We start from the raw sequence: 12,680 nt of genomic DNA, 5'->3' as shown, positions 1-12,680 counted from the left end.
CGGGCTGATCCTCTGCGCAAGCAAGGACGACGCGGTGGTAGAATATGCGTTGAGTCGCACGATGTCTCCTACCCTGGTCGCTGACTATACGCTCTATCTTCCGGACAAAAAAGTCCTTCAGGACAAGCTGCGTGAATTGGCAGAGGTTGTTTTGGACACCAAAAATCAGGATGATTTGGAGTAGTTATTATTCGTAAGGATCGGCGAAGGGTGGCCTTTGCTAAGGCTGAAGCATTAACTATGGTCTGTATGAAAAATCGATTTTGGACTCTTATTGCATGATAAGTTGACAGATTACACCAAGGGAGTAGTCTGTCAACTTTTTTATATTGAACATACAAAACCTGTTCTCTCGACACAGAAACGCTCATCAATCTCTATGCTGCCTTTGCAAAAGCAGAAAGCGGCCCCGATCGAAAGGTTGCAGGCTCTACCAGCAAACCGAGGACTCCCGCCGGTTTTACCGGCGGGAGCCCTTTCTCTATCTGTTCGGAATGACGGCCACGCTCAGTCGCCCAGCCGGACGACCAGCATGGAAGCGCCCGAGGCGCCGCTGGCCAGCTGGACACTGTCCACGCCGGGGATGCTGGGGGTCGTGGAGTATGCCTGAAGCTCGATCGTGGTGCGCTCCGGCAGGGCCAGTGTGATCGTGCATTCAAACTGCCGGGCGCCCACCGTGGGGGCGATGACGCCCTCATAGTCGTCGACGCTGGAGATCAACAGCCGAGTCCCCACCGGCTGAACGGAGGGGACGCTGAGGGTCACACGGTAGGAGATCTGATAGGTGCCCGCCTTCTGCGGGCAGAACACCGACTTTCCCCCGAGCATCGAGCTTGAGTCGCCCAGGAAGAGCTCCGGGCAGACGACCGACACATCCGGAAAGCCGATGAAATCATCGTCGCCGAGGCCGATGCTGTTGCCCCGGGTGTTGGCGGCGTAGGAGGCGATGGCCGTGGGGTTGGGTCCCGGGGCCCCGGTGGGGCCGGTGGGGCCGGCGGGCCCTTCCGCTCCGTCGGGGCCGTCGGTGCCGGCCTCGCCCTCGGCAGGGCCCTCGGGACCCTCGGGGCCCTCGGGACCCTCGGGGCCCTCGGGACCCTCGGGGCCCTCGGGGCCCTCGGCGCCCATGGGGCCCTCGGGACCGGGGAGTGTGGGGGCCTTCAGCACCGCGCCCAGTTTGGATGTCAGCGCCATCTGCTGCTCCATAATGCCGGACAGGGTGTCCTTCACGCTTTTGTTGACCTGCATCACCTCGTCCAGGGAGGCCGCCTCGTCCAGACCGGGCATGGTGCCCAGGACGTATTGCAGCTTTTCGCCCTCGACGTTGAGGAGGTGGCTCAGGCTCAGCTCCTCGGCGGCGATGGAGGAGATGATCTCATTGAGGCTGCCTTCTCGGGTCAGCGGGGGATCATTCTTGGGGAATGTGGGCATTGACATAAAATACCCCTCCTTAGCTCAGACGGACCATGGACAGGGAGGCCCCGATGGAATTGGGCAGCAGAGTCACCAAGCCCGCGTAACCGTACACCTGCAGGGAAACCTTGGCCCCCGCCGCCAGATCCACCAGGAAATCGTTGGACAGGCGGCTCAAAGGTGCCGTCTGCGGCATGACGTTGGAGGCTTCGATTTCCGTACCGTCGACCATCAGCCGGGCGCCGAGGGTCAGGGGCGTGACGGAGTTGATATTATAGGAAACCCGATACCGTCCGGCCTCCGCCACGGTGAAGGTGTCGTTTGCCCCGTTGACCGTGATGTCGGGGGAAATTGTTTGGAGAGACTGCTTTAAAAGCAGTCCCTCCTACCTCTTCCTATAATTTTTTACTAGACATAAATCGGGTAAATCAACGGTGCGTGGACATCCATAACAGAACTGCAATTGACCGTAATGTTCCGGAAGGTGTTTCGGTTCTCACAGCAGAGCAGATAGGAGTAGACTACCAGCGCACCGGGTGACAGACCCAGCAGGAATATCTCGTTGGGTAGTTGGAAGTAGTTCTTGACTGGATCACGCTTTCCCGGTTTAGGTTTCTATAAGTAATAGGGGGCAGCTAAGGCTCCGCGTTGCATGAGGACCGACCGGGCGCGACAGGCGAAAAACTTTGTTGCACTTTCCGGGTTTGGGTTTCCTTATGTAATAGGGGGCAGCTAAGGCTCCGCATTGCATGAGGACCGACCGGGCGCGACAGGCGAAAAATCTTTGTTGCGCTTTCCGAGTTTGGGTTTCCTTATGTAATAGGGGCAGCTAAGGCTCCGTGTTGCATGAGGACCGACCGGGCGCGACAGGCGAAAAAACTTTGTTGCACTTTCCGGGTTCAGGTTTCCTTATGTAATAGGGGACAGCTAAAGCTTCGCATTACAAGAGAACAGCCTAACCGCAATCAAGGCAATCTTTTTGTGTTGCTCTTTCCGGTTCTGGGGTTCTTTAGTAATTGGGGAAGTGATCGCCCCAGGCTACGTATGAGAAAGAGGTGAGTCCCATGCAGACGTAAGCGGGCGCTCCGCCGCCGGGATGCGTCCAAAACCCGTGAGAACAAGCAACGATAAGGGCGTTCCGCAGAGGACGCGGCGGAGGCCCTTGCGCTGAATGTCAAGTAAGGAGTGCCATATGAAAGAACGCAAACGCATCGGTACATTTTGGGGCGGGTTCGCCACGGCTCTGGCCCTGAGCGCCTGCCTCACCACCGCCCTGGCCGCCTCTGGCACGGTAAGCTATAACTTTGCCAATGTGGCCCTGGACGGAACGCAGAAAATCACGGCGGGCCAGGACATCACCGCCGCCAACGGCCAGAAGGTCCCCGGCTCCATCCTCTACACCGACGAAGCCGGCGGCAAGACCAATTACCTTCCTATCCGCGCCATCAGCGAGCTGCTGGGGGTGGAGATCGGGTATGATTCCGCAAGCAGGACGGTCCTGCTGGGGAAGCAGCCTGCACAGCCTGCCAATGGCGGCGGGGATGTGATCGACCTCCGAACCCCGACAACGGTGCCAGAAAATCCCCGGCGGGGAGACGCAGATCTCATCAAGAGCCGGGGCGGTACGATTTTGCCAGACGATGACCCGAAATCGTATCGCGGCTCTGAAAAAATGTTCAAGGATAAGGACGGGGAACTCCGGTTCGAGTACCTTGTTGGAAACCTGGGGGCCTTGGATGACTTGGACAAAAAGGTGGCGGAGCGGCACCTGGCCAACGGGGACTACCCCAAGAACAGCAAGGGCGAAAGCTATGGTCCCAAGCAGTTGGCCAGCTACGTGGGCTATATCCCGGACCTGCTCTATGTGGCCGAGGAAGGAGACCACCCCGCCGGATATTACCGGCAGTCCGAGAGAGCGGCCGCGGCGGCAAAGTTTGAAGGACTGTCCGAGGAGGAGTGCCCCCATACGTTAGGCATCCCCCTGTATGACTCCGAAGGCGGCGTGATCGGCTCGTACAACATCGGCTGCGCCGGGCACTTTTACAAGCCTGGCATGACCTTGGAGGAAGTTCTGGGGTCTGTTGAAGACGCTGTCGCGCGGGGGGAATGGTAATTACGGCAGTAGACCGTTCTTCTCGTGTAAACATATTTTGAAAGGAAAGGATCACATAGTATGAAAAAGACGAGACTGTTTTCCAAAATCACGGCGATGGCGCTCGTTGCCATCATGGCCTGCTGTATGGCTGCGTCCGCGTACCAGGGCTACGCCAACACGCTTTATGGGGACAAATACGGGTCCTATTACGCCTTCTCCTCCCTGTACGTGAACGGGACCAGGGTCGTCGGTGCCGCCTCTGTAAGGACCGCCGACTACACCAAGGTCCCCGCCGGGACGCTTGGATGCCAGGCTACCCTCGCTTATGTCGACAACGGCGAGGTCTTTTACCAGTCGAACGAAGCGAAAAACTCCTCCACAGATTACTTCTTTACCGTTCAAACTCCCTCCCGGCCGGCTCCGCGGGCTGCTTGCTCTGTCGGCTGGGCCAGCGTTGAGAACAGCCCGTATATCCGCCTGCGGACCTGCTATGAAGGAGACAACTATACTCGCTCCGCCGAAATGGAAAGCCAGTTGGCTGCGCTCGCCGAGAGGACGCTTACCGAAAATAACACCTACCCTGTTAACGCTGACGGTAAGACCTACGGCTCCATCCTTCTGGCCGATATGGTCGGCGAAAACCCGGACCTGATTGCCGCGGTCAATCAGGACAATGTGTCCGGCTATATCCGCCTTGAGGACATCACGATGCCTGCTCAGGCCAGGGCCGCATCCCAGACGCTTTCCCTGTACGATGTGGATGGCAATGTAATCGGTGACTTCGAGCGCGGAGAGGCCGAGATTGTTTCCGTTGGTGAGACCGACTTTGAAGCGGCACGGACCAATGTGGAGCATCTCTCCGGCCGGTAAATGGTGCAGACATTTGCCTGTATGCTTCGTGGCGCCGACCCCAGGGGTGCCGCAGACGTGACGGTTTCCTTGATGCAGTATAAGTAAGCCTATGCTTCCCTTACATCAGGCGGGGCCTGGATAGTCAGGCCCCGCCGGTTTCCTAAAGTAAAGAATCAGGAGGCTGTCCGGCAATGGAATTTGGCTACACGATCCCCCTGCAAAGGCATTTGAAAATAAAACTGCCGCCCCCTCAAACAGCATCGGCCCCATTTTTTTGCTGGGACGTTCATCTGCTGACTATCCAAAAGCGGAGAACGGCGCTGGCGATGAACCGCGCCAGCCGCTATTGTATCCTGCTCTATGGCATGGATACAGCGGACTGGAAGCGTCTGCCGGAGCTTGTGCAAGGCGAGATCCGGGCGGTCATCCTGCGGGAGGGGCTTTCGGAATTTGAAGCCACGCGGTATTTTGCCTTGTCCGGGCCGCTGAACATTTCCCAGTCCCTTGGTACGGAGTCCACCGCGGCACTGAACTGGGCAATGCGGACATTGCTTCAACATGCTTCCCTGCTGGATGACCGCCGCCTCTCTCAGCCGCAAGCCGCTCATATTATGAACAATAAAACCTACCACGCGAAAACACTCTCCAGGCGCGGAAGCCCAAAGGAGTTCTTCTTAATGAGCTTTCGGTGCTTATGAGAATCCGAGAAACGTCAAATTTTTTATCATAGAGGGCATTTTCATATGATTTCTGATACCCGCCTGCCTCGGGACCATAAAATTGACATGGTGAAAACCGCTGCCATCTGGAGCGTTGTGCTGTGTCATGTGGCCGCCGCTCCCTTTTCCGGAGGCGTGGTTGGAACTACGGCCTGGTACTCGGCTGTGCTTTGGACCAGTCTCGCGCACGCGTGCGTCCCGCTGTTTTTCATAATCGTTTTTTACTTTGCAGACATTGATATTTTTCAACGCTCCACTTTGTATTGGATTGATTGCAATTACCTCATATCCAGCGTTTTTGAAAAACGGAACAAAATAGCCATTTTGCCAATTGATTTTTGCCTGCACCCCATCTCTACATGATGGTTCGTAATATTCTATTGCAAAAGTTCCAACGAAACTTGTAGAAAATAATGTTTTTTTGAGGTTGCCTGAAATTTCAATAGAAGATGCTATGCTGGACCAGTTATCATCTTCATAGACGTCCGCACTTATAGTCCTATCAATTGTTTTGTTAATTCCATATGTGCTTAACCATACGACTATAAGAATTAGTACGCCAACAACTAAGAAAAACAATTTTACGTGTTTATTTTTCAAATGAAGTCCTCCTCACGATTTCGATGCAATGCCGCAGCTCTTCGGCATCGCGAAAGGCAAGATGCAGCACATCTATGAGAATCCGGCCGTCACTGGTGATAAAATAGTCAGCTACTCTATCCCAACGCCGGTCACAACCAGATCCCCATGCTCCAGGCCTGGCATGAACAAGCGCCAGCACTCTTCCTGGGAGGAAGCGTTGACAAAGCTCTCCAAGCACAACCCGTTGGAAAATGTGATGGTCAAATCGCAGCTGCCGCTCAGCCCGGCAGCGGTGACTGTGATTTGTGAACCTTCTGGGAATAAAAGTTTTGCCTTCTCGTCAAACAGGTTGTTCCCTTGCACATCCCAATTATCTTCATCTAAGACGTGCCTGCTGGCTGGAACAAACATATCCGCTGACCCCAGCTCTATGCCGCCGCTGCTGTTTCTGATTCTCCACGGGCAGTCCAGGTCCAAAGCAAACTCGCCCACTATTCGCTTCCGGCCCCGCGACTCTATCTCCACCGGCCGCCCAAAGTGAATCCAGCACATGGCGGCGGCCCGGCCGATCTTGCAGACGCTCTTGCCGACCAATTCCTCTGGCTGAATCATTTGACCACCAGCCCTTCCAAACCGCCCTCCCGCCGCTCCTTAACGGCAATCGAGCGGATGATGGCCTGATATTCGGCCCGCATGGCCTCCCGGGCCTCCGGCGAAAGGGCTTGCTCTATGAGGCAAAGGACCTCCATGGTTCCCTCCCCATCCCGGTAGACTTGGGACGCGATCTCGGCCTTCGCAGTCTTTCCCTGCATGGACGCCAGCATCGGCGGCTTCCTGCGGCGCTGGAAACGGAACGCGGAGAGCGGCCCGTACTGCTCCTGCCATTTCTCCAGAACCGCCGCCTTACTGAGTTCCTGATAACCGCTGTCGATCAGAAATGCAATGTGGCTTCTGGGAGCGTCCTCCAAAGTGAAAACCTGATAGGCGTCCGTGTGGCCGTCGCCGCAGTCTGCGAAGGCATCCGAAGGCCTTCAGAGACTATGCCGCCATGAATAGTCTCAAAAGACAGCGTTTCATTGGCGGGGATCTCCAGGCCGGGAGAGAACAGGGACAGGATTTCCGCCCCCATCTGAGCCGCAGGAGTATCTGCGGGAATCTCCAGAGGAGGCTGGTTCTCGGGCCAGACATACCCGCCGTCCGACTCCCGAATCAATTTGAAGGCCTCCAGAATGGGGCCTCTCTCCCAGAGATCGACGCATTGGAACTGACCGCTGAAAGCGCCGAAGCCACGGATGCCGGTGGCCTGCCAGAAGCGGCCCGCGCCCATATCCACCCTGGGAACAGGCGGGGCGGTTCTGGAGCGCTCCAGGGCGGCTAATATGGCCTCACCCAGAGCAGTCTCAGTGAAACCCTTCCTCAACACGGCGACCGGCTCAATGACCACCCGCATGGGCGTGTTCCCTACCGTGGTCTGCGGGCAGACGATGCAGCCAAAACCGGCGTTGTAGTAGACGTCCATAGCAAGCCCTCCCTGATTCAGACAATGCCGGAGCCGGAGTACGGTTTGGACACCCTTCCCGCCGCCTGGACGATAAAGGCGATATGCTCTCGGAGCTTGTATTTCCGCAGGTGTCGGACATCTCTGCTTCCGCCCAGGACCGGCAAGGGCGCGTAACCGAAGCATTCATCAAAGCCAAGTGGGCCTATAGTTTGGACAGCCTCCCGATACTGTGTCAGCTCCAGGAATCTGTCGTTGAAAACGCCGTCCGCCAGATCGCCCCAGAAGAATTTCAGCCCAGCGCAGACGCCCTCAAAGGTGCCGCTTTGGTAGTTGACAAAGCGGAGGTAGCGGCCCTTCTCCCAAGTCAGAAGCCCGGCAAAGGCGGTGGCGAACACGGGGATGGCGGAATCACCGAGGGCATAGGTATCCCGGAGCAGGTCCTGATACTCGTCCGGGTTGATGATTTTTAGACAGCCGTCCAGCAGGGTGCCGAAGCCATAGCCCCGCCAGACGTTCAGCAGTTCCGGCGGGAGGACGGAGCCGTATTTCCCGCACAGCGCGGCGGGAGCCGGACACTCTCTTTGAAAACTCTGAAACAGATCCATCACACCCTCCGGCAGTATTTTTCCATCAATTCACCAAAGCTCTTTCCGTTGATGATAATGGCGGAAATCATTTTCTTTCACTCGTTTCTGCGCCTATGCCATTCGTTCCAAAACGCTATATAAACATCAGTGTACAAGGGGCTACAAACGATATAAAGAAATATTTCAGATATGCAGAGTGGAAAAGTCAGATTTTCCTCTCTATTTTTATATACTCGCTGGTTGCGCTGATTGATGAAATCAAGCCGTCCGTGGCTTTCCTCTTATCTTCAAAACTGATATTCTCCCAGTCGTCCAGATAGCCGGACAGCAGATTAATCTGCTGCTGGGAAATGGTCTCCACGGATAAATCGGCAATCGCTTTTGTGATTTTCTGGCGGTGCGTGTCCAGTTCCTCGATTTTCCTGTTGGCGTAGGCAAGCAGGGTGGCGTTTGCCCCGGTCAGCGTATCAAGTAACTTTTCAATTTCCGCCTCCACCTGTGCCAGCTCCACTTGATAGGCGGTCAATTTCGGGTTGGCCTTTTCCTCACCGCCCCGAAGGTGTTTGAAATCTCGGAATTTCTCTCCCATAGCGGTAAAAATGAACTGCTCAAATTCCACTTTGCGGAGAGTGCCGCACCCCGGACAGCCCTTGTGGTCGGACCGCTTATTGCACCGGAGGTATTCATAGCCGGAAGGGTTGCGGGTAACTTTCAGGGCATAACCACATTTTCCGCATTTTACTTTTCCGGCCAGCCATGTGTTCCGGGCCTTCCTCCCGTTCTGGAAGGTGATGTTCGCCATGAGCTTTTTCCGGCATTTCAGCCAGGTGTCAGAGGAAACAATCCCTTCATGGGGAGCGATAACAAGTATCTGGTCTTTCAGGCTCCTGTCCTTGTCCTCCTTCACGTCCCGCCCCTGGTAGAGATAGCAGCCGTTTGTCCCGGCGAAGTCGGCGGCGTCATTGACGACTGCCGCCCCCTGGCTTTTGAAGAACTCATACAGTTCCAGGTCGGCCTGCGCGTATACCGGGTTGCGGAGCAGCTGGGAGAGGAAGGGACGGAACAGCGATTTCCCATGGACCTTGATGTCGTTTTCCTCAAAGTACCGGCTGATGTCCCCGAAGGAGGTCCCGGGCTCGGCGTACATCTCAAACATCAGGCGTACATGGTCGGCGGCTGCCGGGTCAGGCACCATCATTTTTGTGCGGATACCCTCAACCGTGGTCGGCTCCAGCCGGAAGCCGTAGGGGGCCTGGCCGCTCATGTGGAAGCCTTTCAGGCACCGGGAATAGTAGGCGTCTGTGACGCGCTTCTGGATGGTCTCCCGTTCCAGCTGGGCGAACACAATGCAGATGTTCAGCATGGCCCGCCCCATTGGGGTGGATGTGTCGAACTTTTCCGTGGAGGAAACAAACTCCACGTCGTACTCCTGGAACAGCTCCATCATGTTCGCAAAATCCAGAATGGAGCGGCTGATCCGGTCCAGCTTATAGACAATGACCCGCCGCACCTTCCCCTTGCGGATCTCGTCAAGCAGTCTCTGGAACTCGGGCCGGTCGGTGTTCTTCCCCGAATAGCCCTTGTCCTTTAAAATCATGCAGCTGCCGCCTTTCAGCTCATACTTGCAGAAGTCAATCTGGCTCTCAAGTCAAACACTTCGTACAGCTCTATGAGAACCTCCCGGATGTCCTTTGACTTATAGCCGCAGCTTTCCATCGCCTTGATGACATATCCGCGGCAGGCGTTGTTGCTCCATCTGGAGGGTGTGCTCTTTGACAACGAAACGGCGCAGGCTGTTTCAGCTATGCTGCCGCTGACGGTGGACCTGTGGCATCCTGCCCCTGGTTTTGCCCGTGCCTTTGACCTGCCGGAACAAATTCCTGATACAGCGGAGCGGACACGGAACTACGAGCGGGGTGGGCTGGCCTATTGGTATGAGGGACCCTCCGTAGCGATTTTTTATAGTGACCATCTGGAACAGACGATTGTGGAAGTGGTGACGATTGGGCGGATCACATCCGATATTTCCGTCTTTGAGGAATATGGCGGTTCCATAGCAACGCTTAACAAGGGCACACAGGCCATAGTATAAAGCGCAGAGAGAAAGATTTTCAGATTTTCCACTCAAACGAAACGCGGTTGCTGGTGGCCTGGACTTGAGAGAGAATGATGTCCGTCACCTGCCGTCGGTCATCAAAGTCAATCGTGTTCCAGTTCTCCAGATGGGCAGACAGAAACTCAATTTTCTGTGGAGAGATTGTTTCCGCGTTCAGTGCCGCGATTTCCTTTATCAGCCGTTGGCGGCTGGCGTCCAGCTCCTCGATTTTCCCGTTGGCATAGGACAGCAGAACCGCATTGGCTCCGGTCAGGGTATTCAGCAGTTTTTCAATTTCGTTCTCCACCTGGGCCAGCTCCACATTCAAGGCGGTCAGCTTGGGATTGACGGTCGTTGCTTTTGCGGTCAGGGTTTGAAATTCGGAGAGCTTCTTCACCATCTCCCCATAGACGAATTGCTCAAACTCCGCCGTCCGAAGCGTCCCGCAGCCCTCACAGCTTTTGTTATCCGCCCGCTTGGAACACCGAAGATACTGCGTCCCTGCCGGGTTGCCCACGCTCATAAGGGCATACCCGCAGCGCCCACATTTGATTTTTCCGGCCAGCCAGGTATTCCGGGCCTTACGCCTCCCTGGAACGTGATATTTGCCAGCAGCTTCTTCCTGCACCGCAGCCAGGTATCGGCGGAAACAATGCCCTCACTGGGAGCCAACACAAGGATCTGTCCGCGCAGGTCCTTGTTTTTTCGCTCCTGCACGTCCCGGCCCTGATAGAGATAGCAGCCGTTGGTCCCGGCGAAGTCCGCCGCGTCGTTGACTACCACCGCACCCTGACCCTTGAAAAATTCGTACAGCTCCAGGTCGGCCTGGGCGTAAATCGGGTTGCGGAGCAGTTGGGAGATAAAGCCCCGTTTCAATTCTTTGCCGTAAATCAGGATATTGTTTTCAGCAAAGTACCGGGCAATATCCCCGAACGACGTGGACGGCTCGGCGTACATTTCAAACATCAGGCGGGCAATATTCGCCGTGGCGGGGTCCGGGATCATCATTTTCGTGCGGATACCTTGGAGGGTGGTAGGCTCCAGCTTGAAGCCATAGGGGGCGGCACCGCTCATGTGGAAACCCCGCTGACACCGGGAATAGTAAGCGTCGGTTACTCGCTTCTGGATCGTCTCGCGCTCTAACTGAGCGAACACGATACAGATATTCAGCATGGCCCGGCCCATTGGGGTGGAGGTGTCAAACTTTTCCGTAGAGGAAACAAACTCCACGTTGTACTCCTGGAACAGTTCCATCATGGTTGCGAAGTCCAAAATGGAACGGCTGATACGGTCCAGTTTATAAACCACCACCCGGCGAATTAAGCCCTGGCGGATGTCGGCTAAAAGTTCCTGGAATTTTGGCCTGTCTGTATTCTTCCCGGAGTAGCCCTTATCTTGATAATCTTTGTGGTTCCCACCTCTTAACTCGTACTTGCAGAACTCGATTTGACTTTCAATGCTGATACTGTCCTTGCGGTCCACGGACTGTCTGGCGTAGATAGCGTCAATGCGATTTTCCATTGTTGGCTCCTTTCCGTACTGGAATGGAGCTGTCAACCTTTATAAGTATATTATACCAAAGACAGCCCCAGGGCACAAGGATGTGGGGAAACGCAGAAAGGCAGCACCCGAACAAGTGCTGCCCTTCAACCTTGCCCCACTTCTGGCCACGATGGCCAGAAGTCCAGCAAGGATAAATCCATTTCGATCCATGATTGCGCCGAATTTGCCACGCGCCCCGGCACAGGGGAGCATCCCAGACCGCCGGCGGCTCCGGCTGTCATAGCTCCGCAGGATTGCGAAGCTCCCCCGCAAGTCTATGGGAGGGCGTGAGCAAGTTTCATTATCCCCTGCGCTGTCGCCGCGCCCGGCTTGCCAGGGCCGGGTCAAAGGTTCGCGCTGATCTCTCGGCCCGCTTTCCTCACCTCCTCAAGCGGGATGTCCTGGCGGCGCGTCTTTTGTCGCTGTTCACGCAGGTTTTGTGCCTGGAATACTGTGTATTCAGTTGTCCTTGGTGCATAAGCCTCCTTGTACATCAGGCGGGTTAGGGGCTGTTTGTTGCTCCCTATCCGTAAAAATTTTTCAAAATTTCCACAAGATTTTTAACACCCCGGCGGATACTGTCGCAAATGGAACTTTCCACCACATTTTCAGCCTTAGCAATTTCAGACTTCTTCTTGCCCAGAATGTAGTGGGCATACACTCTCCGGGCCTGGATGGGCGGGAGTTGGTCAATGGCAGCGTAGAGGGCGGAGCGGTTTTCCTCGTCCAGAATGATTTCCTCCGGGGTCAGGGGCGGGAACATCACATCCGGCTCAAAGCCGGGGTCAACGTCCAGGGAGCACTCTTTATGTTCCCGCTTGCGGCGCTTGTAGCTGTCACACTGACGGCCCCCGGTAGAGAGAACGACGGCGATTTCGTCGGAAACTTCCAGAATGATATTCTCGGTCAGGTGGGGATAGTAGCGGTTCAATTTGATGGTTGTCATATGTAACCTCCATTTCGATATTGGTGGAAGGGGACAGATCGAAATGGAGGGGCGGGGAGCGACAGCCGGGGCCGCCCCTGGCCTCTGGATACCGTGTCCAGAGGCTTCGGAATAGAGAAACGCCCGCACAGCGCAAGGCTACACGGACGTACCGGGGCGACAGGATATTACAATTTTCGCAGTTGCGGCCAGGGCTTCCCTTTAGAAGGGGAGGGCTTTTTTGACTTATGTTGAGAAAGTAATAATGTAAAGTTTATCTCCAAACTTCCATCATACCGATCAAATTACATGAAAAACAGTCTTGTAATCTTTGCATAACTCTATAGAATGATTGACACAGATGCATTTACA

General features: G+C 55.5%; 15 protein-coding genes and 2 pseudogenes. 5 read left to right on the top strand and 12 right to left on the bottom strand.

Features of this window, described 5'->3' with window-relative positions; translation table 11 throughout:
• On the top strand, positions 1-184 hold a 184-nt coding region (locus Q1M04_RS15325; RefSeq protein WP_300448654.1), incomplete at its 5' end, for a PDDEXK nuclease domain-containing protein.
• A 323-nt stretch (positions 185-507) separates the two neighbouring features.
• On the opposite strand, the gene Q1M04_RS15320 is transcribed toward Q1M04_RS15325, so the two are convergent.
• From Q1M04_RS15320 to Q1M04_RS15310, 3 genes and pseudogenes are all read right to left on the bottom strand, one after another.
• Positions 508-1,434: a collagen-like protein gene (locus tag Q1M04_RS15320; protein WP_300448651.1), complete on the bottom strand. Its 927-nt coding sequence runs from the start codon at positions 1,432-1,434 to the stop codon at positions 508-510.
• 13 nt (positions 1,435-1,447) lie between these two features.
• Entirely contained in the window at positions 1,448-1,762 is a 315-nt protein-coding gene (locus Q1M04_RS15315) for a BclA C-terminal domain-containing protein (protein ID WP_300448662.1), read from the bottom strand.
• A gap of 125 nt (positions 1,763-1,887) precedes the next feature.
• Positions 1,888-2,016, bottom strand: a pseudogene (locus tag Q1M04_RS15310) (helix-turn-helix domain-containing protein); the annotation flags it as partial.
• 586 nt (positions 2,017-2,602) lie between these two features.
• Here Q1M04_RS15310 and Q1M04_RS15305 point away from each other — a divergent pair.
• From Q1M04_RS15305 to Q1M04_RS15295, 3 genes are all read left to right on the top strand, one after another.
• On the top strand, positions 2,603-3,523 hold the full coding sequence (locus Q1M04_RS15305) for a hypothetical protein (protein WP_300347427.1): 921 nt from the start codon (positions 2,603-2,605) through the stop codon (positions 3,521-3,523).
• 60 nt (positions 3,524-3,583) lie between these two features.
• Positions 3,584-4,375 carry a hypothetical protein gene (locus tag Q1M04_RS15300; protein ID WP_300347425.1) on the top strand — a complete coding sequence of 264 codons (792 nt, stop codon included), beginning with the start codon at positions 3,584-3,586 and terminating at the stop codon, positions 4,373-4,375.
• A 173-nt stretch (positions 4,376-4,548) separates the two neighbouring features.
• Entirely contained in the window at positions 4,549-5,055 is a 507-nt protein-coding gene (locus Q1M04_RS15295) for a DUF6933 domain-containing protein (RefSeq protein ID WP_300448647.1), read from the top strand.
• Here Q1M04_RS15295 and Q1M04_RS15290 read toward each other — a convergent pair.
• From Q1M04_RS15290 to Q1M04_RS15260, 7 genes are all read right to left on the bottom strand, one after another.
• Positions 5,050-5,676 (bottom strand): hypothetical protein, encoded by a 627-nt coding sequence (locus tag Q1M04_RS15290; protein ID WP_300448644.1) that lies wholly within the window; start codon positions 5,674-5,676, stop codon positions 5,050-5,052. The two genes, Q1M04_RS15295 and Q1M04_RS15290, sit on opposite strands and share 6 nt — an antisense overlap.
• A 111-nt stretch (positions 5,677-5,787) precedes the next feature.
• Positions 5,788-6,270: a hypothetical protein gene (locus tag Q1M04_RS15285; RefSeq protein ID WP_300448641.1), complete on the bottom strand. Its 483-nt coding sequence runs from the start codon at positions 6,268-6,270 to the stop codon at positions 5,788-5,790.
• Positions 6,267-6,482, bottom strand: coding sequence for a hypothetical protein (locus Q1M04_RS15280; protein WP_300448638.1), 216 nt, complete (start codon positions 6,480-6,482; stop codon positions 6,267-6,269). The genes Q1M04_RS15285 and Q1M04_RS15280 overlap by 4 nt, the downstream gene beginning before the upstream one ends.
• 107 nt (positions 6,483-6,589) lie before the next feature.
• A complete protein-coding gene (locus Q1M04_RS15275; RefSeq protein ID WP_300448635.1) occupies positions 6,590-7,177 on the bottom strand; it encodes a hypothetical protein in 588 nt (195 codons plus the stop codon).
• Positions 7,178-7,194: 17 nt separating this feature from the next.
• Positions 7,195-7,764, bottom strand: a complete 570-nt coding sequence (locus Q1M04_RS15270; RefSeq protein ID WP_300448632.1) for a T6SS immunity protein Tdi1 domain-containing protein — start codon at positions 7,762-7,764, stop codon at positions 7,195-7,197.
• Between the two features lie 187 nt (positions 7,765-7,951).
• Positions 7,952-9,382, bottom strand: coding sequence for a recombinase family protein (locus tag Q1M04_RS15265; protein ID WP_300448659.1), 1,431 nt, complete (start codon positions 9,380-9,382; stop codon positions 7,952-7,954).
• On the bottom strand, positions 9,358-9,552 hold the full coding sequence (locus Q1M04_RS15260; RefSeq protein WP_300448657.1) for a hypothetical protein: 195 nt from the start codon (positions 9,550-9,552) through the stop codon (positions 9,358-9,360). The genes Q1M04_RS15265 and Q1M04_RS15260 overlap by 25 nt, the downstream gene beginning before the upstream one ends.
• Here Q1M04_RS15260 and Q1M04_RS15255 point away from each other — a divergent pair.
• Positions 9,512-9,838, top strand: a complete 327-nt coding sequence (locus tag Q1M04_RS15255) for a cyclophilin-like fold protein (protein WP_300448628.1) — start codon at positions 9,512-9,514, stop codon at positions 9,836-9,838. The genes Q1M04_RS15260 and Q1M04_RS15255 overlap by 41 nt on opposite strands.
• A 19-nt stretch (positions 9,839-9,857) precedes the next feature.
• Here Q1M04_RS15255 and Q1M04_RS15250 read toward each other — a convergent pair.
• Positions 9,858-11,362: pseudogene (locus Q1M04_RS15250) on the bottom strand (recombinase family protein).
• Positions 11,363-11,906: 544 nt separating this feature from the next.
• Positions 11,907-12,329, bottom strand: a complete 423-nt coding sequence (locus Q1M04_RS15245) for a sigma-70 family RNA polymerase sigma factor (protein ID WP_300448625.1) — start codon at positions 12,327-12,329, stop codon at positions 11,907-11,909.
• Between the last annotated feature and the right edge of the window lie 351 nt (positions 12,330-12,680).

The organism is uncultured Oscillibacter sp., from assembly GCF_950073225.1.
GTDB lineage: Bacteria > Bacillota > Clostridia > Oscillospirales > Oscillospiraceae > Oscillibacter.
Note: the sequence above shows the minus strand (reverse complement) of the source record. Positions and strands in the feature narration are given on the sequence as shown.